Annotated in this window: 18 protein-coding genes; 8 read left to right on the top strand and 10 right to left on the bottom strand. The window is 73.1% G+C overall.

Annotation, left to right across the window (positions count from 1 at the left end; translation table 11 throughout):
* Positions 1-4: 4 nt before the first annotated feature.
* Together Q2K16_RS28530 and pcaF are read right to left on the bottom strand one after the other, a co-directional pair.
* Positions 5-823 carry an SAM-dependent methyltransferase gene (locus tag Q2K16_RS28530; protein WP_302741359.1) on the bottom strand — a complete coding sequence of 273 codons (819 nt, stop codon included), beginning with the start codon at positions 821-823 and terminating at the stop codon, positions 5-7.
* Between the two features lie 252 nt (positions 824-1075).
* A complete protein-coding gene (gene pcaF, locus Q2K16_RS28525; protein ID WP_302741357.1) occupies positions 1076-2281 on the bottom strand; it encodes a 3-oxoadipyl-CoA thiolase in 1206 nt (401 codons plus the stop codon).
* Between the two features lie 159 nt (positions 2282-2440).
* Here pcaF and Q2K16_RS28520 point away from each other — a divergent pair, with 159 nt between their 5' ends.
* The 4 genes from Q2K16_RS28520 to Q2K16_RS28505 all read left to right on the top strand — a co-directional run bounded on the left by Q2K16_RS28520 (position 2441) and on the right by Q2K16_RS28505 (position 6753).
* On the top strand, positions 2441-3406 hold the full coding sequence (locus Q2K16_RS28520; RefSeq protein WP_302741354.1) for a glutathione S-transferase family protein: 966 nt from the start codon (positions 2441-2443) through the stop codon (positions 3404-3406).
* Positions 3399-4100 carry a DUF998 domain-containing protein gene (locus tag Q2K16_RS28515; RefSeq protein ID WP_302741353.1) on the top strand — a complete coding sequence of 234 codons (702 nt, stop codon included), beginning with the start codon at positions 3399-3401 and terminating at the stop codon, positions 4098-4100. The genes Q2K16_RS28520 and Q2K16_RS28515 overlap by 8 nt, the downstream gene beginning before the upstream one ends.
* A gap of 206 nt (positions 4101-4306) precedes the next feature.
* Positions 4307-5608, top strand: coding sequence for a dicarboxylate/amino acid:cation symporter (locus Q2K16_RS28510; protein WP_302746644.1), 1302 nt, complete (start codon positions 4307-4309; stop codon positions 5606-5608).
* A 77-nt stretch (positions 5609-5685) separates the two neighbouring features.
* Positions 5686-6753: an NADH:flavin oxidoreductase/NADH oxidase gene (locus tag Q2K16_RS28505; protein WP_302741352.1), complete on the top strand. Its 1068-nt coding sequence runs from the start codon at positions 5686-5688 to the stop codon at positions 6751-6753.
* 127 nt (positions 6754-6880) lie between these two features.
* Here the strand turns inward: Q2K16_RS28505 and Q2K16_RS28500 are convergent, their stop codons facing one another.
* Together Q2K16_RS28500 and Q2K16_RS28495 are read right to left on the bottom strand one after the other, a co-directional pair.
* On the bottom strand, positions 6881-10453 hold the full coding sequence (locus Q2K16_RS28500) for an ATP-binding cassette domain-containing protein (RefSeq protein WP_302741351.1): 3573 nt from the start codon (positions 10451-10453) through the stop codon (positions 6881-6883).
* A gap of 405 nt (positions 10454-10858) precedes the next feature.
* Positions 10859-11698 (bottom strand): GNAT family N-acetyltransferase, encoded by an 840-nt coding sequence (locus Q2K16_RS28495; RefSeq protein ID WP_302741349.1) that lies wholly within the window; start codon positions 11696-11698, stop codon positions 10859-10861.
* Between the two features lie 129 nt (positions 11699-11827).
* Between Q2K16_RS28495 and Q2K16_RS28490 the strand changes: the two genes are divergently transcribed.
* Entirely contained in the window at positions 11828-12406 is a 579-nt protein-coding gene (locus Q2K16_RS28490) for a PadR family transcriptional regulator (RefSeq protein ID WP_302741347.1), read from the top strand.
* 180 nt (positions 12407-12586) lie between these two features.
* Here the strand turns inward: Q2K16_RS28490 and ispG are convergent, their stop codons facing one another.
* The 5 genes from ispG to Q2K16_RS28465 all read right to left on the bottom strand — a co-directional run bounded on the left by ispG (position 12587) and on the right by Q2K16_RS28465 (position 17491).
* Positions 12587-13759: a flavodoxin-dependent (E)-4-hydroxy-3-methylbut-2-enyl-diphosphate synthase gene (gene ispG / locus Q2K16_RS28485; RefSeq protein ID WP_302741345.1), complete on the bottom strand. Its 1173-nt coding sequence runs from the start codon at positions 13757-13759 to the stop codon at positions 12587-12589.
* A gap of 9 nt (positions 13760-13768) precedes the next feature.
* On the bottom strand, positions 13769-15010 hold the full coding sequence (locus Q2K16_RS28480; RefSeq protein WP_302741344.1) for a M50 family metallopeptidase: 1242 nt from the start codon (positions 15008-15010) through the stop codon (positions 13769-13771).
* Positions 15010-16221: a 1-deoxy-D-xylulose-5-phosphate reductoisomerase gene (dxr, locus tag Q2K16_RS28475; RefSeq protein ID WP_302741342.1), complete on the bottom strand. Its 1212-nt coding sequence runs from the start codon at positions 16219-16221 to the stop codon at positions 15010-15012. Before dxr ends, Q2K16_RS28480 begins: the two co-directional genes overlap by 1 nt.
* A 265-nt stretch (positions 16222-16486) precedes the next feature.
* The gene (locus tag Q2K16_RS28470) at positions 16487-16696 is read right to left on the bottom strand and encodes a DUF397 domain-containing protein (RefSeq protein WP_302741340.1); all 210 of its coding nucleotides are present in this window, start codon (positions 16694-16696) and stop codon (positions 16487-16489) included.
* Between the two features lie 51 nt (positions 16697-16747).
* On the bottom strand, positions 16748-17491 hold the full coding sequence (locus Q2K16_RS28465; RefSeq protein ID WP_302741338.1) for a helix-turn-helix domain-containing protein: 744 nt from the start codon (positions 17489-17491) through the stop codon (positions 16748-16750).
* Positions 17492-17641: 150 nt separating this feature from the next.
* Here Q2K16_RS28465 and Q2K16_RS28460 point away from each other — a divergent pair, with 150 nt between their 5' ends.
* The 3 genes from Q2K16_RS28460 to Q2K16_RS28450 are packed head-to-tail and all read left to right on the top strand — an operon-like array spanning position 17642 to position 18605.
* Positions 17642-17902: a hypothetical protein gene (locus Q2K16_RS28460; RefSeq protein WP_302741337.1), complete on the top strand. Its 261-nt coding sequence runs from the start codon at positions 17642-17644 to the stop codon at positions 17900-17902.
* Entirely contained in the window at positions 17899-18246 is a 348-nt protein-coding gene (locus tag Q2K16_RS28455) for a hypothetical protein (RefSeq protein WP_302741336.1), read from the top strand. The genes Q2K16_RS28460 and Q2K16_RS28455 overlap by 4 nt, the downstream gene beginning before the upstream one ends.
* On the top strand, positions 18243-18605 hold the full coding sequence (locus tag Q2K16_RS28450) for a hypothetical protein (RefSeq protein WP_302741334.1): 363 nt from the start codon (positions 18243-18245) through the stop codon (positions 18603-18605). The genes Q2K16_RS28455 and Q2K16_RS28450 overlap by 4 nt, the downstream gene beginning before the upstream one ends.
* 149 nt (positions 18606-18754) lie before the next feature.
* Here Q2K16_RS28450 and Q2K16_RS28445 read toward each other — a convergent pair whose 3' ends face one another.
* Complete coding sequence (locus Q2K16_RS28445; protein ID WP_302741333.1) at positions 18755-20404, bottom strand: pectate lyase family protein; 1650 nt, start codon at positions 20402-20404, stop codon at positions 18755-18757.
* Positions 20405-20768 lie beyond the last annotated feature (364 nt).

The raw sequence follows: 20768 nt of genomic DNA, 5'->3' as shown, positions 1-20768 counted from the left end.
CGGCTCAGCCGGCGGGACGGTCGTACCGGGCGACGCCGCCGAACGCCCCGAACCGCTCGGGGTGGTCGTCCACGTCGGACGGGGAGTCGGGCCGCCACAGCGGCATGTGCACCACACCCGGCGCGAGCAGCGTCCAGTCGCCGAAGAAACCGGTGATCTCGGCGCGGGACCGCAGGGTGATCTCGGTGTCGGTGCGCGCCGAGAGCCGCTGCGCGTCGAGCATCTCCTGGGGCTGGTCCTCGAAGGTGGAGTGGGAGATGACCAGGAAGCTGCCGGGTGCGGCGGCGGCCCGTAGGGTGGCGAGGATGTCGGCCGGGCGGTCGGCGTCGGGAACGAAGTGCACCACCCCGGCGAGCAGGATGCCCAGCGGACGGTCGAAGTCGATCAGGCCGCTGGACCGGGCCTCGTCCAGGATCACCTTCGGCTCGCGCAGGTCGGCGTGCACGGCGACGGCCCGGTCGTTGCCGGTGAGCAGTTCGCGGCTGTGCGCCACGGCGACCGGGTCGATGTCGACGTAGACGATCCGGGCCTGCGGGTCGGCGGCCTGGGCGACCTCGTGGACGTTGCCGACTGTGGGGATGCCCGAGCCGATGTCGAGGAACTGGTCGATGCCGGCGTCGAGCAGCACCCGGACGGCGCGGCGCAGGAACTCCCGGCCGGAGCGCATGGTGGCCGCGAGGTTCGGGGTCATGCTGGCGATCTGCTCGGCGAGCCGCCTGTCGATCTCGAAGTTGTGCGCGCCGCCGAGGAAGTAGTCGTAGACCCGGGCGGCGCTGGGCCGGCTCAGGTCGATCTCGGCGGGAAGTCCGTCCGGCGTCTGCATCTCTGCCTGGCCCCCAGTTCGTCGCCGCGGTGCGGGAGGGCACCGGTGTCGACGGCGTGCGCGGGCACGCGGAGCCGCACCGGCCGACCCGCGGATCGTGTGGTGCTGACCACTCTAGGCCCGTCCGCCCAGGTACGGGAGATCAGCCGAGCCCGATCTGTGCCCGGACCGGCAGGTCGGACGCGCCGGGTGGGCCGTGGTCACGCTGCGTCCACCCGCGCACCACAGGCCACCACGGCGCGTCCGGCCGGATCAGTCGACGGATTCCAGCACCAGCGAGATGCCCTGACCCACCCCGACGCACATGGTCGCCAGGGCCCGCCGACCGCCCCGGCGGCGCAGTTCCAGGGCGGCGGTCAACGCCAGCCGGGCCCCGCTGGCCCCGAGCGGATGCCCCAGGGCGATCGCCCCGCCGTTCGGGTTGACGTGCTCGGCGTCCTCCGGCAGGCCCAGTTCGCGCAGCACCGCGACCCCCTGCGCGGCGAACGCCTCGTTCAGCTCGACGACGTCCACGTCGGCGAGGGCGACACCGAGCCGGTCGAGCAGCCGGCGGGTGGCCGGCACCGGCCCGATCCCCATGATCCGGGGCGGTACGCCTGCCGCCGCCGCGCCGCTGACCCGGGCGAGCGGGCTCAGGCCGTACCGGGCCACCGCCGCCTCGGACGCGACCAGCAGGGCCACCGCGCCGTCGTTGACCCCGGAGGAGTTGCCCGCGGTGACGGTGCCGCCGGCCCGGAACGGGGTGGGCAGCGCGGCCAGCTTCGCCAGCGTGGTCTCCCGGGGATGCTCGTCGACCTCGACCAGTGTCGTGTCCCGGCGACCGGCCGGCACGGTCACCGGCACGATCTCCTCGGCGAACCGGCCGTCGGCCTGCGCCTTGGCGGCCCGCAGCTGGGAACGCAGCGCGAACTCGTCCTGCGAGCGCCGGTCGACGCCGAACTCGGCGGCGACGTTCTCGGCCGTCTCCGGCATCGAGTCGATCCCCCACCCCGCCTCCATCAGCGGGTTGACCAGCCGCCAGCCGAGGGTGGTGTCGTACACCTCGGCGGCCCTCGAATACGGCGTGGCGGCCTTCGGCATGACGAACGGGGCCCGGCTCATGCTCTCGACGCCACCGGCGAGCACCAGGTCGGCCTCCCCGGCCACCACGGCCCGGGCGGCGGTGGCCAGCGCGTCCAGGCCGGAGCCGCAGAGCCGGTTGACGGTGCTGCCCGGCACCTCCTGCGGCAGGCCGGCCAGCAGCGCCGCCATCCGGGCCACGTTGCGGTTGTCCTCACCGGCCTGGTTGGCGCAGCCCAGCACCACGTCGTCGACCCGGGCCCAGTCCACCGTCGGGTGTCGGGCGACCAGTTCCCGCAGCACGTGGGCGGCCAGGTCGTCGGGGCGCACCCCGGCGAGGGCGCCGGCGTAGCGGCCGATCGGGGTACGGACTCCGGACACGAGGTAGGCCACACTCATCGACGCACGTCCTTCGGGGGTGGGAAGGGGCTGGCGGTCCCGGTGTCACCCGGGTCACGTGGGGACACCCGCCGTCAGGATATCCACGCCCGCGCCGGACGCCGCCCCGGCCGGGTCGCACACCAGGTCGGGCGGGCCTCCGCCGGATAGGTTGGCGGTATGACCCGGGCCCAGTTCAGCGCAGAGACCTCCGGCGGTGGGGCGTTCGTCCGCCAGCCCAACCGGTTCACCGGCCGGGTCACCCCGCACTCCACCTCGCCCGAGGGCGGCGGACCGGACGAGCAGGGACGCTGGCCGCTGGAGGCCGGCCGGTACCGGCTGATCTGGTGCCGGGCCTGCCCGTGGGCGCACCGGGCCATGATCGTGCGGGGCCTGCTCGGCCTGGACGGGGTGATCTCGCTGGGCACGGTCGACCCGATCCGCGACGAACGCGGCTGGCGGTTCACCCTCGACCCGGACGGCTTCGACCCGGCGCTGGGCATCGGTTTCCTGTCCGAGGCGTACCTGGCGACCGACGCGGACTACACCGGCCGGGTGACCGTGCCCGCGCTGGTGGACACGCTCACCGGCCGGGTGGTCACCAACGACTATCCGCAGCTCACCCTCGACCTCTCCACCGAGTGGCGACGCCTGCACGCCCCGGACGCCCCCGACCTCTACCCGGTCGCGCTGCGTCCGGAGTTGGACGCGCTGATGGCCGAGATCCACACCGACGTCAACAACGGCGTGTACCGGTGCGGCTTCGCCACCTCCCAGCAGGCGTACGACGAGGCGTACGCGGCGCTGTTCGCCCGGCTGGACGTGTTGTCGCAGCGGCTGGCCGGGCAGCGGTACCTGATGGGTGACGCGATCACCGAGGCGGACGTCCGGCTGTTCACCACCCTGGTCCGCTTCGACGTGGCGTACCACGGGCACTTCAAGTGCAACCGGCAGAAGCTGACCGAGATGCCGGTGCTGTGGGCGTACGCCCGGGACCTGTTCCAGACCCCGGGCTTCGGCGGGACGGTGGACTTCGACCACATCAAGCGGCACTACTACGCCACCCACCGCGAGATCAATCCCACCGGGGTGGTGCCGGCGGGCCCGGACACCTCCGGCTGGCTCACCCCGCACGGCCGTGCCTGACGCCGCCCGCGCCGTCGCCGGCCGGGTCGCCGCCTGCTGCGTGCTGCTCGGCGCGGTCGCGGTGACCGTCGCCGTCGGGGCCGGTCCGGGTGGCCCGTGGCGCGGGTACGTCAGCGAGGCCGGCGTGCGCGACAGTGCCTTCGCCCCGACGTACCGGATGGGGGTTTTCGCCCTGGCGGCGGCGCTGCTGTCGCTGGCCGCGGCGCTGCCGGTGACGCTGCGGCTCGCGGCCGGCCTGCTGCTGACCGGCGCGGCCGGCACCGTGCTCTCCGGCGCGGTGACGTGCAGCGCCGGGTGCCCGCTGCCGCCGTTCGAGGCGGCGACGCCGGCCGACCTGGTGCACGCCGGGGCGAGCATCGTGGCGGCCGGGGTGACCGTGCTCGCCATGCTGGTGGTCGGGTTCCTCCGGCCGGCGACGCCGGGGCTGCGCCGGGTGGGCCGGGTCGCCGGGGTGGTGGCGTTGCCGGTGGCCGGGGCGGTCGCGCTGGGCCTGCTGACGGTGGGCCGCGGTGGCCTGGTGGCCGGGCTGGAGCGGGTGCTGCTGGTGGTCTGTGCCGGCTGGGGCCTGTGCACCGCGCTGCTGCTGGCCCGGCACCGGCCGGCCGGTGCCGGACCGGGCGGCCGGGCCGTGCCGCGCACGCGTGAGCACGTCGAACGTGACGAACGGGTCACCGGGTCGACAACCTTCGTGTAAGGAGCCTCACGCCGAGCGGTCATTCCAGCTCGCGATCGGCCGGGAGTACCGTCGACAGGCGATGACCAATGTCTGGCACCTCACCGTGCGCCTGTACGTCGATCTCCGACGGCAGGCCAGTGGGGTCTGTCCGGCGCAGCCACGCTCCTGACGCTGCCCGCCGACCGCCCCCTACCGGCATTGGACCCGCCCTGATGGCTTCCACCCTGCGCAAGTTCCCCTTCTCCGCCCAGATCCTGCTCGGCCTCGTGCTCGGCGCGGCGCTGGGCTTCCTCGCCCGAGCCAACGACCTGAGCTGGCTGGCCAGCACCCTCGACACCGTCGGCGGGCTCTTCGTCCAACTACTCAAGCTGGCCGTGCCGCCGCTGGTCTTCACCGCGATCGTGGTCAGCGTGGTCAGCCTGCGCGGGGTGGCCAACGCCGCCCGGCTGGCGCTGAAGACGCTGCTCTGGTTCGGCGTCACCGCGCTGATCGCGGTGAGCATCGGCATCGGCATCGGCCTGCTCACCGACCCCGGCCGGGGGGTGAACCTGGACGTCGGCGGCGCGACCGCCCCGAAGACCACCGGCTCGTGGACGGACTTCCTCACCGGCATCGTGCCGACCAACCCGGTCGGCGCGTTCGTCGAGGGCAACGTGCTCCAGATCGTCTTCCTCGCCCTGGTCGTCGGTGCCGCCGCGCTGCTGGTCGGCGCGGCCGCCGAGCCGTTCGTCGAGCTCAACCGCGCGGTGCTGGCCATCGTGCAGAAGGCGCTGTGGTGGGTGATCCGGCTCGCCCCGATCGGCACCCTCGGGCTGATCGGCCACGCCGTCGCCGCGTACGGCTGGGACCTGCTGGCCCCGCTGGCGAGGTTCACCACCGCCGTCTACGTCGGCTGCGCCGTCGTCCTGTTCGTGGTCTACCCGCTGCTGCTGGTCACCGCCGGCCGGCTCAACCCGCTGCGGTTCTTCGCCGGTGCCTGGCCGGCGATCGAACTGGCCTTCGTGTCCCGGTCCTCGGTGGGCACCATGCCGGTGACCCAGCGTGCCGTCGAGCGGCTCGGCGTCCCCCGCGAGTACGCCTCCTTCGCGGTGCCGTTCGGCGCCACCACCAAGATGGACGGCTGCGCCGCGATCTACCCGGCGCTCGCCGCGATCTTCGTGGCCCAGGTCTTCGGGGTGGACCTCGGCGTCGGCGACTACCTGCTGATCGCCTTCGTCTCGGTGGTCGGTTCGGCCGCCACCGCCGGCCTGACCGGCGCCATCGTCATGCTGACCCTGACCCTGAGCACGCTGGGCCTGCCGCTGGCCGGGGCCGGCCTGCTGCTGGCGATCGACCCGATCCTGGACATGGTCCGCACCGCCACCAACGTGGCCGGGCAGGCCGTCGTGCCGACCATCGTGGCCGCCCGCGAGGGCATCCTGGACCGCGACGCCTACGCCGACGCCGGCAGGCGGGACCTGACCGACGCCGACGAGACCCCCGACCGGCCGGCCCGCCGCGACGAGCTGACGCCGGCACCCGCCTGAGCACGCCGGCCGGGCCGTCTCCCGGACACTGCGCCCCGCCCCGCACCGCCACCCGTCCGTACCGGAGGATCACCCGCATGAGTGCCCTGTTCACCCCGCTCGCCCTGCGCGGCGTCACCCTGCCCAACCGGATCGCCCTCGCGCCGATGTGCCAGTACAGCGCCGGCCCGGACGGGCTGCCCACCGACTGGCACCGGGTGCACCTCGGGGCCCGGGCCGTCGGCGGTGCCGGCCTGATCGTCACCGAGGCCACCGCGGTCGTCCCCGAGGGACGGATCAGCCCCCAGGACACCGGCATCTGGTCCGACGCGCACGTCGACGCGTGGCGACCGGTCACCGCGTTCGTCGCCGCCCAGGGAGCGGTGCCCGCCGTGCAGCTCGCCCACGCGGGCTTCAAGGCCAGCACCTACCGGCCGTGGGCGTCCGAGCGTGGCGGGGTGCCGGACGCCGAGGGCGGCTGGACGCCTGTCGGCCCCGGAGCCGAACCGTTCCTGCCCGACTACCGGCAGCCGACGGCGCTGGACGAGACCGGGATCGCCGGGGTGGTGTCCGCGTTCGCCACCGCCGCCGGCCGGGCCGTCGACGCCGGCTTCGCCGCCGTGGAGATCCACGCCGCACACGGCTACCTGCTGCACGAGTTCCTGTCCCCGCTGACCAACCACCGCACCGACGGCTACGGCGGCGACCGGGCCGCCCGGATGCGGCTCACCCTGGAGGTGGCCCGCGCGGTCCGCGCCGCCGTCGGCGAGCAGGTGCCGGTGCTCACCCGAATCTCCGCGACCGACTGGGTCGACGGCGGCTGGACGGTCGACGACAGCGTCGCCCTCGCCGCCGAGCTGGCCGCGGCCGGCGTCGACCTGGTGGACGCCTCCTCCGGCGGGGCGTCGACCGGGGCAGCCATCCCGGTCGGGCCCGGCTACCAGGTGCCACTGGCCGCGCGGGTCCGCCGCGAGGCCGGCGTACCGACGGGCGCGGTCGGCCTGATCGTCGAGCCGGAGCAGGCCGAGCAGATCGTCGCTGCCGGTGAGGCCGACCTGGTGCTGCTCGGTCGGGAACTGCTGCGCGATCCGTACTGGCCGCGCCGGGCCGCCGCGAAGCTCGGTGCCACCCCCGACTGGCCCGACCAGTACGCCCGCGCCTTCTGACCGTCCGCCGCCCTGCGGTGACTCCTGCGGGAGGGGCACCGTCGTTGAAGCGACGGCACCCCCCGCTCCCGCCCGACCCGGCGCCCCCACGACCCGGGACGGGCGCGGGCGGGCGTGGGTCGCCCGGTCAGCCGGCCAGGTGACCCCAGTCGTCCTCCAGTTCCCGCCACGGCCCCTGGGCGGCGACCGTGCCGTCGACCAGCACCACCACGTGGTCGGCACGGACCAACGCCGCCCGTTTCGAGGTGGAGCCGACCACGGTCACCCCGTGCCCCCGCAGCGCCGCCCAGAGCGCCAGCTCGGTGGTGACGTCCAGCGCGGAGGACACGTCGTCGGCGACCAGCAGTTCGGTACGCGGGGCGAGCGCCCGGGCCAGCGCCAGCCGCTGCAACTGCCCGCCGGACAGCCGGGTGCCCTTGTGCCCGATCAGCAGCCCGAGCCCGCCGCCGCCCGCCAGGTCGTGCTCCAGTTGGGCGGTGGTCACCGCCCCGGCGGCGTCCACGTCGTGCCCGAGGGCGATGTTGTCGGCGACCGTACCGGAGAGCACCCGGGGCAGCTGACCGACGTAGCCGACCTGCCGGGGGCGCAGGAACAGCTCCGGCTCGGTCACCGGATCGCCGTTCCAGCGCAGCTCGCCGACGTGGTGCACGATCCCCGCCAACGCCCGCAGCAGCGAGGACTTGCCGGAGCCGACCGGCCCGACCACCAGCACCAGTTGCCCCCGGTCGACGGTCAGGTCGACGTCCCGCACGGCGAGGGTGCCGTCGGAGTGCAGCGCCCCGAAGCCCGTCAGTTCGAGGCGGCGCAGCGGCCGGCGCGGCGGCGGCTCCGGCGCGGGGGCGGTGCCGGCGGCGAGGTCCACCCCCGGCACCTCCGCCGAGTACGCCCCGATCCCGGCCATCGCCACCGTCCGCCGGGTCCACACCCGCGCCGACGGGTACTGCGAGACCAGGGACGCGGTGGTCCAGGCGAACCAGCGGGCCGCACCGAGGGTGGAGACGGCGACCAGGGTGGCACCGGCCGAGAGCCCGCCGGCCAGGTAGAGCGCCCACGCCGCGATCGGCAGCAGACCGCTGGCCACCGAGGGGGTGGAGCGGGCCCACACCTGCGCGGCGATCTCCCGCCGCTGCCTGTCGCTGCGCACCAGGTCCAGCGCGGAGAGGTGGTCGAGCACCGGCCGGGTCGCCCCGGCTAGCTTGACCGTCCGGGCCGCCGACAGCGAGGAGACCAGCGCGGTGGCGAAGGCGGCGCGGGCGGCCACCGTGTCCCGGGCGGAGCGTTCCAGCCGGGGGCCGAACAGGGTCGCGGCGAGCCCGGACACGGCCATCGTGCCCAGGAAGAACAGCGCCGGCACGAGGCTGCCCGTGATCAGCGTCATGGTCACCATCGTCACCAGGGCGATGAGCTGGTCCATCAGGTTGTCGGCGAGCTGCACGACCCGCTCGGTGTCCCCGCTCTGTGCCACCACCTCGGCCGGGGTGTGCCGGCTGGTGCGGCGTGGGCCGGTCTGACCGTGCACCAGCCGCAGGCTCATCCGCAGCATCTGCCGTACCCACCACTGGGGGAACCGCAGGTTCGTCCAGTAGGGCAGCGGCAGCACCACCACCAGCGCGGCGGCGATGCCGAGCGCCGGCAGCCACGGGTCGCCGCCGTCGACGACGTCCGCCCACAGCCAGGGCAGCACCGTGCCGTCGAGGCCGAGCACGGTGATCACTATGAACAGCCCGACCGACAGCAGGCCGAGTCGCGGGTCGTTCAGGCCCAGGCGCAGGATCTCCCGCATGGTCCGCGCGGGCGGCAGCGGTGGCAGCGGCGGCGGGTCCCCCTTCGGTACGGCCACCGCCGCCCGCCCGGCCGTCCCGGTCCCCGCCACGGCGGCGGCCCGACCCGGCTTGTCGATGCCCGGTCCGTCGACGCCCGCCCCGGCCGGGGGTGTCGCGTCGGCGTCCGGCCAGGTGGTGCCCGGCCCGTCGAGCAGGTCCACGCCGCCCCGGCTGCCGGACCGGCCCGCACCGACCGGGGTGTACGCGGCGGCGTGGCTGGTGGCGAGCAGCTCGGCGAAACGGGCCGAGGAGCGCAGCGGGCCGGCCTCCAAGACCGCCCCGTCGGCCATCACCACCACCTCGTCGCAGCGCCGCACCGACGACAGCCGGTGCGCGATGATGATGCCGATCCGGTCGGTGAGCAGACGTTCGGTCGCCTCGCGTACCCGGGTCTCGGTGACCGGGTCCAACCGCGCGGTGGCCTCGTCGAGGATCACCACGTGCGGGTCGCGCACCAGGATGCGGGCGAACGCCACCAGTTGTTCCTGGCCGGCGGAGAGCACGTGGCCACCCTCGCCCAGCCGGGTCCGGATGCCGTCGGGCAGCTCCGCGACCCACCCGGTGAGCCCCAGCTCGGCCAGCGCCCGGGGCGCGTCGTCGAGCAGGTCGGGGTCGAACAGGGCGACGTTCTCGGCGAGGGTGCCGGCGAGGATCTCGGTACGCTGCGGCACCACCGCGATCCACCGGCGCAGCTCCTCGACGTCCAGGTCACACAGGTCGGTGTCGCCGAGCAGCACCGTCCCGCGCGGCACCTCGACCGCCCGGGTGAGCACCTTGGCCAGCGTCGACTTGCCCGAACCGGTCCGCCCCACCAGCGCGTACGACCGGCCCCGGACGAAGCTGAGCCGGACGTCGCGCAGCGCGGGCGCCCGTTCGTCCTCCCCGGTGGCCGGGTAGCGGAAGGTGAGCCCGCGCAGGGTCAGGTCGCCGTCGGTGGGGGTGAGGCCGCCGGAGGGTTCCTGCCGGGCGTCGGAGAGCAGCAGCACCCGGGCCCAGGCACCGAGCGCGTACTGCAGGTGCGGCACCCAGCGGGCGAGGTGTTCGACGGTCGCGCCGAAGCTCAACGCGAGCAGCCAGATCGCGGTCAACCGGGCCCCGTCGACCCGGCCGGTGGTCAACGCCCAGGCCCCGGCGAGCACCACCCCGGCGATCCCGACCCGGATGGTGCCGGCGGCGAAGGCGGTGACCCGCGCCGACATCAGGAAGACCCGACGGCAGCGGGCCAGCACCTCGGCGGCCCGCCGGGCGTACAACCGCAGCACGTACGGCTGGGCGAGGCTGGTGCGGACATCGTCCTGGCCGTGCACCGCCTCCTCCATCACGGCGGCCAGATCCGACCAGGCTTCCTCCTCGGACATCCGGGCCGGGGCGATGGCGGCGGTGGGACGGCGCAGCAACACGATGAGCAGCACGGTGAGCAGCAGCATCGCCACCCCGGCCGGCCACCAGACGAACAGCGCGCTGACCGTGGCGAGCAGGCAGAGCACCAACCCCTGGACCAGCCGTACGCCGGTGTTCCGCAGCTCGGAGGCGACCTGGTAGACGTCGTTGTCGATCCGGTCGAGCAGTTCCCCGACCGGGGTGCCCTCCAGGGTGGGCAGATCCTGTCCGAGGGCGACCCGGCAGAGCCGGCGACGCACGTCGGCGGACCAGTCGGCGGTGATGCCCGCCATCAGCAGCGAGATGACCAGATCGCCGAAGACGGCGACGACCAGCGCGACGACCAGGGCGGCGAACCACCCGGCCGAGCGGTGCACCAGCACCGGGCCGGCGACCGCCGAGGCGGCGGCCTGACCGGCGGCACCGAGGACGACGAGGACGATCACGACCGTCACGCGGCGCGGCGCGGACGCCCAGAGATCACGGAGCAGGCGCATGGAGATTCCCTCCGGGACTCGGGGTGGCGGTACCCCCCAGCCTGACCCCCCGCACCCCTCCCCTCAACGCATTTACCACCACCCCGCCCAACTTCCCCCTCCCGCCCTGCCCCCACCACCCGCCCCACTCCACCCAGCCCCGCCCCGCCCTGCCCCACCCCGGTGATCAAGATGTTTGCGTCAAGGTTGATCTTCAAGTTGCCCCGAACCTCTTGATCAACTGACCTGAACCTCTTGATCACCGGGACGAGCCGGCGACCAGCGGGGCGAGCCGGCGACCAAGGGTGCGAGGCGGAGCAGGGCGGGGCAGGGCAGGGCAGGGCGGGGCAGGGCAGAGAGAGTCGGGGCGGGTGAGCGGGGGCAGGGTGGGGCCCCGGGGAGGTGGGAGAGTGACCGAGGGGTGGGTCAGAAGAGGATGGTGGCGAGGGTGCCTACGCGGTGGAAGCCGCAGCGTTCGTAGACCCGGCGGGCGGGGCGGTTGAAGTCGTTGACGTAGAGGCTGACCGTGGGGGCGACCCGGAGCAGCGCGTCGCGGACGACGGCGGACATCGCGGCGCTGGCGATCCCGCGTCCACGCCACGAGGGGGCCACCCAGACGCCCTGGATCTGGGCGGTACGGCGGGTCACCACCGCGAGTTCCGCCTTGAACACGACCTCCCCGTCGACCATGCGGGCGTACGCCCGGCCGGCGCGGACCAGGTCCTCGACCCGTCGGCGGTAGGCCCGGCCGCCGTCGTCGGCCAGCGGTGAGACGCCGACTTCCTCGGCGTACATGGCGACCGCGGCGGGGAAGAGCCGGTGCACCTCGTCGGGGCGGACCCGGCGCACCTCGGGGTCGACCGGGATGGCGGGCGGGGCGTCGGTGGCCAGTAGCGGCTGGTTGGGGCGGACGTCGCGGGCCGGACCCCAGTGGTCGGCGAGCCGGTCCCAGAGGCCGAGCACCGCGTCGGCCCGTCCGACGATGGAGGAGCAGAGCCGTTCCTCACCGGAGAGCTGCTCGGCGAAGGCGGCGACGGCGGAGTCGGTGGCGAGGATCGGGGTGAGGTTGCCGCCGAGCCAGCAGATCGACTCCAGGTTGCGGCGGGTGCCGTAACCGAGGATGCGGCCCTCGGCCCGCCACCAGGCCAGGCCGCGCGCGGAGACCCGCTCGGCGACCTGCGCGCCCGCGAACGGGTCGAGGTCGAGCAGCCGCTCGACGGCGCGCCGCTCCGACTCTCCCAGTTGGCGTACCGGCACCGTCAGCACGCTTACCAGCGTGCCAGATCCGGGCGGTGGTTCGCCGGGCGACTGGCACAGCCGCCAGGGGACTTGTCGTCAACACATTGCCGATATATCGTTGATGCATCAGCGACAGCACAACGAAGGGACGACACGATGGGATTCCACAGTCGGATCCATGCTCTACAGGAGGCCCGGCAGCGCGGCTTCGGCTTCCCGCCCGTACCGCCCGGCCCGCACGGGCACGGGGGTTGGGGCGGCGGCCGGGGCGGGCGCGGGCGGGGCCGGGGACGCCGGCCCAACGTCCGGGCCGCCGTGCTGGCCCTGCTCACCGAGCGGCCGATGCACGGCTACGAGATGATCCAGGAGATCGACTCCCGCACCGGCGGGGCCTGGCGACCCAGCCCGGGGTCGATCTACCCGACGCTGCAACTGCTGGAGGACGAGGGCGTCATCGCCGCCAGCACCGATCCGGGCGGCGGCGGGCGCAAGCGGTTCGACCTGACCGAGGCCGGCCGGGAGGAGGCCGCCACGGCCGCGCAGACCCCGCCCTGGGCGGAGTTCGCCGAGGACACCGTCAACAGCTGGCACGACATCCGCGACGCGGGCTCGCAGGCCATGCACGCGCTGCGCCAGGTGATGATGACCGGCACCGACGACCAGCGGGAACGCGCCGCCCAGGTGCTCGACGAGACCCGCCGCAAGCTGTACGCGATCCTCGCCGAATCCGAGTGACCGCCGGGCCCGCCCCGGCACCCCGACGACCGTCGACGTCCGGGCCCGGCACGGCGAACCCCGCCGGCCGGCCCGGACCACCACATGACCCCGGCGCCGGGTCACCACGACCCCGGCCCGGGTCGCGTACGAGGAAAGGGCGGCCCTCCCACCGGGAGCGCCGCCCTTTCCGACGGTGGATCAGTGCACGGTGACCGTGGGGCCGGGGACCAGGTCGCGCAGTTCCTCGGGGATCTCCGCGGCCATCTCGTCGGCGATCCGCAGCGCCTCCTCGATCAGCGTCTCGACGATCCGCCCCTCGGGGACGGTCTTGACGACCTGCCCCTTGACGAAGATCTGCCCCTTGCCGTTGCCGGAGGCGACCCCGAGATCGGCCTCGCGGGCCTCACCCGGCCCGTTCACCACGCAGCCCATCACGGCGACCCGCAGCGGGACGGGCAGCCCCTCCAGGCCGGCGGTGACCTCCTCGGCCAGCTTGTAGACGTCCACCTGGGCCCGGCCGCAGGACGGGCAGGAGACAATCTCCAGCCCGCGCTCGCGCAGCCCCAACGACTCCAGGATCTGGTTGCCGACCTTGATCTCCTCGACCGGCGGGGCCGACAGCGACACCCGGATCGTGTCGCCGATGCCCTCGGCCAGCAGCGCCCCGAAGGCGACGGCCGACTTGATGGTGCCCTGGAACGCCGGGCCGGCCTCGGTCACCCCGAGGTGCAGCGGGTAGTCGCACTGCTCGGCGAGCTGCCGGTACGCCCGGATCATCACCACCGGGTCGTTGTGCTTGACCGAGATCTTGATGTCCCGGAAGCCGTGCTCCTCGAACAGCGAGCACTCCCACAGCGCCGACTCGACGAGCGCCTCGGCGGTGGCCTTGCCATACTTGGTGAGCAGCCGCTTGTCGAGCGAGCCGGCGTTGACGCCGATCCGGATCGGCGTACCGGCGGCGGAGGCCGCTGCCGCGATCTCCCTGACCTTGTCGTCGAACTGGCGGATGTTGCCCGGGTTGACCCGGACGGCCGCGCAGCCGGCGTCGATCGCGGCGAAGACGTACTTCGGCTGGAAGTGGATGTCGGCGATCACCGGGATCTGCGACTTCTTCGCGATCGCCGGCAGCGCCTCCACGTCGTCCTGGCTGGGCACGGCGACCCGGACGATCTGGCAGCCGGACGCGGTCAGCTCGGCGATCTGCTGGAGGGTGGCGTTGACGTCGGAGGTGAGGGTGGTGGTCATCGACTGCACCGAGACGGGGGCACCGCCACCGACGGGCACCGAACCGACCATGATCTGGCGGCTGGCCCGGCGCGGGGCGAGCGGCGGGGGCGGTACGGCGGGCATACCGAGACTGACAGCGGTCACTTCAGGCACTCACCTTGTGAAGAGGGTGATGGGGTTGACGATGTCCGCGGTGGCGGTGAGCAGCGTGAACGCGCCGCCGATGAGGATCACCGCGTACGTGATGGGCATCAGCTTGAGGTAGTCGACCCGGCCGGGGTCGCGCCGGCCGATCCGGGCGTAGAGCCAGGAGCGGGCCCGTTCGAACCAGGCGATGGCGATGTGGCCGCCGTCCAGGGGCAGCAGCGGCAGCAGGTTGAACACGCCGACGAAGAAGTTCAGCGAGATGAACAGCAGCACCAGTAGCTGCCAGACGCCGTTCTCCAGGGCTTCACCGCCGAGCCGGCTCGCACCGACGACGCTGATCGGGGTGTCCTTGTCCCGTTCGCCGCCGGTGACGGCGGTCCACAGGGCGGGCACCTTGTCGGGGATGCGCTTGAGTGCCTCGTAGGTGCCGACGGCCAGGTCCTTGGTGTAGCCGGCGGTGGCGGGGATGGCCTCGACCGGGCCGTAGGTGACGTTCGCCGGGACGCCGGGCGGGAGCATCGGGCCGGCGACGCCGAGGGCGGAGACGGTGACCGGGGCGCCGTTCGGGTCGTCCAGCGGCTTGCGCTGCACGGCGGCGAGGTCGGCCCGGACCTGGCCGGCGACCCCGTCGCGTTCGTAGCTGATCGTCGCCGGCTGGCCCGGGGGCAGGTCACGGACGGTCTTGACCAGCGCGGTGTAGTCGGGGACGGCGATGCCGTTCACCGCGACGATCTTGTCGTCGTCGCGCAGCCCGGCCTGTTTGGCGGGGCTGACCGGGTCACCCGGGGCGCACTCGCGGACCGCGTCGGTGGGGACGACGCACTCGACGATCTTGACGTGCGCCGGGAGCGGGTTGGGTAGATCCTTGTTGGGCAGGCCCATGAACATGGCGGCCAGCCAGATAGCGATGACGGCCAGCGCGAAGTGGGTGACCGAGCCGGCGGACATCACGATCGTCCGCTTCCAGACCGGGTAACGCCACATCGCCCGCTTCTCGTCGCCCGGTTCGACGTCGTCGTCCTGCGGCGTCATGCCGACGATCTTGCAGAACCCGCCGAGCGGGATGGCCTTGAGGCCGTACTCCGTCTCGCCCCGGCGGAACGACCAGATGGTCGGCCCGAAGCCGACGAAGTAGCGGGTGACCTTCATGCCGAACGCCTTGGCGGTCAACATGTGACCGGCCTCGTGCAGGCTCACCGAGATGAGGATCGCCAGGGCGATCACCACCACCCCGAGCAGATAGAGCATCAGGCTTCCTTCCCCGACCCCGAGATGATCTCCTGCGCGTGCGCGCGCGCCCACGATTCGGCGGCGAGCACGTCCTCGACGGTACCTGGTTCACCGAAATCGGGGGCCTCCTCCAACACCCGCCCGAGGGTGTCGACGATGCCGAGGAACGGCAGCCGTCCGGCGACGAACGCCGCCACACACTCCTCGTTGGCCGCGTTGTAGACCGCCGGGCGGCAGCGGCCCGCCACGCCTGCCGCCTTGGCCAGCGCCACCGCCGGGAACGCCTCGTCGTCGAGCGGGGCGAACTCCCAGGTGTGGGCGGTGGTCCAGTCGACGGCGGTGGCGGCGTCGGGCACCCGGTCGGGCCAGCCGAGGCCGAGCGCGATGGGCAGCCGCATGTCCGGCGGGCTCGCCTGGGCCAGGGTGGAGCCGTCGACGAACTCGACCATCGAGTGGATCACCGACTGCGGGTGCACCATCACGGTGATGTCGGCGTAGGGCACGTCGAACAGCTCGTGCGCCTCGATCACCTCAAGCGCCTTGTTGACCATGGTGGCCGAGTTGATCGTGACGACCGGTCCCATGTTCCACGTCGGGTGGGCGAGCGCCTGCTCCGGGGTGACGGCGGTCAGCTCGTCGCGCCGCCGCCCCCGGAACGGCCCGCCGCTTGCCGTGACGACCAGCCGCCGCACCTCGCCCCGGGTGCCGCCGCGCAGGCACTGGGCCAGCGCCGAATGCTCCGAGTCGACGGGCACGATCTGCCCCGGCCGCGTCACCGCGGCCTTCACCAGCGGGCCGCCGGCCACCAGCGACTCCTTGTTGGCCAGGGCGAGGGTACGACCACAGCGCAGCGCGGCCAGCGTCGGCGCGAGCCCGAGCGACCCGACCACCCCGTTGAGGACCACGTCGCAGGGCCACCGCGCCAGCTCCGTCATGGCGTCCGGGCCGGCGATGATCTTCGGTAGCTTGAATTCCCCGGTGGCCCAGCCGCGCCGGCTCGCCTCGGCGTAGAAGGCGAGCTGGAGATCCTGCGCGGCGGACGCCTTCGCCACCCCGACCGCGTGCACGCCCAGTTCGAGGGCCTGCCGGGCGAGCAGTTCGACGTTGCCGCCGCCTGCGCCGAGCCCCACCACCCGGAACCGGTCGGGGTTGCGCCTGACGATGTCGATCGCCTGGGTGCCTATCGAACCGGTGGAGCCGAGCAGGACGAGATCCCGGGGAGTTGTCACCCGGCCATTCTGCCCCGTACGCGCTGTGCGCCGGCTGGGAGCCTCGCCCCTCGACGTCGCCCGCCGCGCCCGACGACCCACCCCACGCGCTTGATCAACACATCGGGGCCGATACGGGGGTGTCCCCGTCGACCTTCACCCCCATATCGGCCCCGTTGAGTCGATCATCACGTCGGCGGCAGGCACGTGGGACGGGCCTGTCGCCCGCCTGTCGTCCGGGCGGCGAACGGCAATGAAACGGCGGGCGACTGCGCCGGCAGTACGATCAATTTCGGGCGGAGTTCAGGTCACCTGAGCGGGTCGCGGCGACGAAGCTGACCCAGGCAGCGGGCGGGAAGGTCAGCGCGGGGCCGCCACGGTCCTTGCTGTCCCGCACCCCGACCACCTGCGGCAGATTCGTCGCCACCTCCACACAGGTGGAGCCACCGTTGTCGCTGCGGGTCGACTTGCGCCAGACTGCACCGGTCAAGTCCATGACTTCGCCAACTCCCGAATGAGATCCCGGGAGGCCCGGCGTGGCAGTGCTTCACCGCGCAGTCTCCCATCTGCGCTGAAGGCTATCAACATCGTCCGGCCGGTCGGTGATGTGCGCCCGCAGGGCGCTGTCCAGGTGCACGACCTCCCCTCCGTCGGGCACGCGGACCAGAATGAACGGACCAGCCAGGCCGGCGTGCATCCCCGCATCTGTTGGCACCACATGCACGCTGATGTGCGAGTGCTCAGTCAGCCGCAGCAGATGCTCGAACTGCTCGATCATCACCGCCGGTTCGCCGATCCCCCGGCGCAGCACCGCCTCGTCGATCACTGCCACCACCTCGGGCGGATGCTCCCGGGTCAGCACTGCCTGCCGATCCATTCGGGAGGAGACACGCTGCTCGATTTCACTCTCCCGGAGCATTCCGCCGCCGTGCAGCACCGCACGGGCGTACGCCTCGGTCTGTAGGAGGCCGGGGATGAGGGACGGTTCGAACCAGCGGATCAAGGTGGCCTCCCGCTCCACGCTGATCCATTCGCGTAGCCACGGGGGTGCGGAGTCGGCGCGGACCAGGGCGAGCAGCCGTTCGAAGAGGCCACCGGCCGCCAGGGCGGCGTCCGCGCGGGTGATGAAGTCCTGCGACGGCGTCCGGTGGCCGATCTCCACCATGCCCACCAGCGACGACGAGTAGCTGATCTGTTGGGCCAGGTCCTCCTGACTCAGCCCGCGCTCCTTGCGCGCCCGGCGCAGCTCCGCCCCGAGAAATTCCAGGGTCGACATCGGTCCACCGGTCATCACACCTCCACCACACATTTGTCACCAACCGCCAGCGCCGGCCACCTGGCCGGACCCGTTCGGCACACCCGACGCTGAGACCCCGCGCCACCTTCCGACAGTAGTCGCGTCCACAGCAGAGTGTGAACAGGCGTGAGGAAGGACGAACCAATGAGGAAGTGGCACACCCCCGTACCGATGTCGCCACGGCATCGGCGGAACTGGTCGCGGTGGGGTCGGTACTGCACCTGCGGCCTGCGCTGGCCGTGCCCGGACCGGCTGGCCGGCGTACCCCGGCGGGAACCGCCACCGGCCACGCTGCCCGCGCCGCGCCACCACCTGTGGAACGGCCCCACCGCCGTGCACTGGGTGAGCGCGGCGGGCCTGATCACCCGTGGCCAGGCCTACCGGGCGAACGGCGGACACCGGTGACCCCGCCGGCCGGCACGCCGCCGACGACCCGACCGGAGGGCACCGCGCCGGTGACCGCTGCGGAAGGTGCGCCACCGCTCGCCGCACCGGTCGTGTCAGCCGGCACGGTGACGGTGGGTGACCTGGTCACGGTGGGCGAGGTCGACTACTGCTACGGGACCGGCCCGTTGCGGCTGCGGCTCACCGCGCCGCCGATCGGCCTCGACCGCGTTGGGCTGGAGTGGGTCGAGCTGACCGGGGTGCCCCTGCACCCGGACGGCAGCGTGGCGCAGGGTGGACGATCGCGCACCGTCCTGGTCCGGGTGGCCGCGCTGCACCGGCGGTTCGCAGGACCGGCCCGATGAGCGACGACCCGGCGACCGACCGCCGGACAGGCGGCGACCGGGCGACGGCGCTCGAACGGTGGCGGCAGGCGGCTGCCCGGCGGGACGGTCCCGGGCCGCACGTCGCCGCGCGGCCCGCCTGGCGGTGCCGGGCCTGTGCCGCCCCGTGGCCGTGCCAGCCGGCCAAGCTGAGCCTGCGGCGGGAGTACGCCCACGACCGACCCGCGCTGTCCATCTACCTCTGGCTGCTGATGCACGACGCGATCACCGACGCGCTGCGGGTCGCCACCGGCCCGGTCGACCCGGCCACCTACTTCACCCGCTTCATCGCGTGGACCCGCCACGGCTGGCCGCCGCCCGGGGCGTCGGAAGAGCGGTGATCCCCACAACGGGGCCGATGTGGGGGTGTCCACGCCGAACGGACACCCCTACATCGGCCCCACTGAGTTGATCACCTCCCGCGCGGTTCGGACGTCACCCCGCGCCGCCTGGGGAGGCGGGCACCGCCCCCGGGACGGCCCGGAGGTGGTCAGGCGTAGGTCTCGAACTCGGCGACCTTCGGGGTGGCGGAGGAGCTGTTGATCCGGAAGGTGACCTTCTTCAGCGAGGTACGGGCGAAGGTGACCACGCCGGCCCGGCTGCCGGAGGCCAGCACCGCGCCGGTGTCGCCGTTGAGCACCTGCCAGGAGGTGACGCTGCCGGCCGAGCCGGACGCCTCCCGGATGTTGATCGAGGAGATGCTGGTCGCGGAGCCCCACTTGATCGAGATGTCACCTGTCGATCCGGCGGGCGACCAGTAGGTGCCCAGGTTGCCGTCCCGGACGTCGCCGTAGCTCGTACCGCTGGCCTTGCTGGAGCCGTCGGAGCCGGCGCCGATGCTGAGGTTGGTTCCGCCGGGGGTGCTGGTGGGCGGCGGGGTGGTCGGGGCCGGCGTGGTCGGGGCCGGCGTGGTCGGGGCCGGCGTGGTCGGGGCCGGCGTGGTCGGGGCCGGCGTGGTCGGGGCCGGCGTGGTCGGGGCCGGCGTGGTCGGGGCCGGCGTGGTCGGGGCCGGGGTGGTCGGGTTCGGGGTGGTCGGCGTGCAGCTTCCGTTCGACTCCTTGAGGCCGGTGTTCGCGCCGGCCGTCTGCCGGACGATGTCCGGCACGCAGCTCGCCCCGTCGAGACGGTACGAGTACGGGATGCTGACGCTGGTGTTCGACGGCATGCCCGGGCCGGCGGGGTTGGTCTCGCTGCCGGGGCTGGACCAGGTCACGTTGTCCAGGATGTTGCCGCTGGCCTGCCAGTACCCGGCCTCGCTGGTGTAGAAGGTACCCAGGACGTCCCGGGAGTTCTTGAAGTAGTTGTTCTCCACCTTGGCCCGCGCGCCGGCCCGGGAGTTGATCCCCGATTCGTTGAGCTGCACGTACGAGTTGTTGTAGGCGTGCGCGATCCCGCCCCGCAGCAGCGGCGTACGGGAGTCGATGTTCTGGTAGAGGTTGTGGTGGAAGGTGACGAAGCCGTTGCCCCGGTCGCTCTCGCTGGAGCCGATCAGGCCGCCCCGGCCGGAGTTGCGCAGGATGCTGTACGACAGCGTCACGTACTGGACGTCGTCCTTCATGTCGAACAGCCCGTCGTAACCTTCCGACTCGCCACCCGACGCCTCCAGCGTGGCGTGGTCGACCCAGACGTTGCGCACGCTGCTCTCCATGCCGATGGCGTCACCGCCGTTGGAGATGGGCGAGCCCGACTTCTTGACGTTCCGGACGGTCACGTTCTGGATGATGATGTTGCGGGAGTCGCGGAGGTGGATGCCGAGCTGGTCGAAGACCGCCCCGCTGCCGACCCCGACGATGGTGACGTTGCTGATCTCCTTCAGCTCGATCTTGTCGGCGGCGGTGTTGCAGCTGCTGCCGGAGACCTTCGTGGTGTTGCCGTGGTTGATCGTGCCCTGCACCTCGATCACGATCGGGGTGCTGCTGCTGGCCCGGTTGCACAGCGCCGCGTGGATCGCGGTGCCGGTGCTGGCCCGTACGGTCTGCCCGCCCGCGCCGCCGGTGGTGCCGCCGTTCTGGGTGGCGTAGCCGCTGGCGCTGCCGGCCGCCGCCGACGCCTGGTGCACCGGCAGGGCCACGCAGATCGCGGCACCGACGGCGGCCGTGGCCAGCCCCGCCTGGACTCGTCGTGCGACTGGTCGTCTCATCCTCGCGTCACCTTTCTCATTACCTGGTGGTGGTGCCGCTGCCGGGTGGTGTGTGGTGCCCGGTCGGGCGGCAGTGATGGTGGCGATCCTGTGGACCTCTGCGCGCCGGGGACGGGCCGGGCCTCCGCGGCCGTCAGGCGGAGTCGCCGGCCGGCCAGGGGTGCCTGCGCCGGTGTACCGGGTCGACCCGCTCGCCGTGCTGCCGCGCACGGCGAACTGACGCCTCCGGCGGTGGCTGAACTCACCGGGGCACCCGCACTGAGCATTTGGAAAGCGCTTTCCACAAGCGAGAATAGGGCGACGTCTATCGATACCGCAAGATGTCGTCCGGATTGCGGTTAATGACCGCCTACCCGCCGGTCAG

This window comes from Micromonospora cynarisoli (assembly GCF_030518815.1).
Classification (GTDB): domain Bacteria; phylum Actinomycetota; class Actinomycetes; order Mycobacteriales; family Micromonosporaceae; genus Micromonospora; species Micromonospora wenchangensis.
This window is presented reverse-complemented; position numbering and strand designations above follow the sequence as displayed.

Bases quoted from the DNA above. Each gene is read 5' to 3' on its own strand.
- Q2K16_RS28530 (WP_302741359.1), bottom strand. From the start codon at position 823: ATGCAGACGCCGGACGGACTTCCCGCCGAGATCGACCTGAGCCGGCCC.
- pcaF (WP_302741357.1), bottom strand. From the start codon at position 2,281: ATGAGTGTGGCCTACCTCGTGTCCGGAGTCCGTACCCCGATCGGCCGC.
- Q2K16_RS28520 (WP_302741354.1), top strand. From the start codon at position 2,441: ATGACCCGGGCCCAGTTCAGCGCAGAGACCTCCGGCGGTGGGGCGTTC.
- Q2K16_RS28505 (WP_302741352.1), top strand. From the start codon at position 5,686: ATGAGTGCCCTGTTCACCCCGCTCGCCCTGCGCGGCGTCACCCTGCCC.
- Q2K16_RS28500 (WP_302741351.1), bottom strand. From the start codon at position 10,453: ATGCGCCTGCTCCGTGATCTCTGGGCGTCCGCGCCGCGCCGCGTGACG.
- Q2K16_RS28490 (WP_302741347.1), top strand. From the start codon at position 11,828: ATGGGATTCCACAGTCGGATCCATGCTCTACAGGAGGCCCGGCAGCGC.
- Q2K16_RS28480 (WP_302741344.1), bottom strand. From the start codon at position 15,010: ATGCTCTATCTGCTCGGGGTGGTGGTGATCGCCCTGGCGATCCTCATC.
- Q2K16_RS28470 (WP_302741340.1), bottom strand. From the start codon at position 16,696: ATGGACTTGACCGGTGCAGTCTGGCGCAAGTCGACCCGCAGCGACAAC.
- Q2K16_RS28465 (WP_302741338.1), bottom strand. From the start codon at position 17,491: ATGACCGGTGGACCGATGTCGACCCTGGAATTTCTCGGGGCGGAGCTG.
- Q2K16_RS28460 (WP_302741337.1), top strand. From the start codon at position 17,642: ATGAGGAAGTGGCACACCCCCGTACCGATGTCGCCACGGCATCGGCGG.
- Q2K16_RS28450 (WP_302741334.1), top strand. From the start codon at position 18,243: ATGAGCGACGACCCGGCGACCGACCGCCGGACAGGCGGCGACCGGGCG.
- Q2K16_RS28445 (WP_302741333.1), bottom strand. From the start codon at position 20,404: ATGAGACGACCAGTCGCACGACGAGTCCAGGCGGGGCTGGCCACGGCC.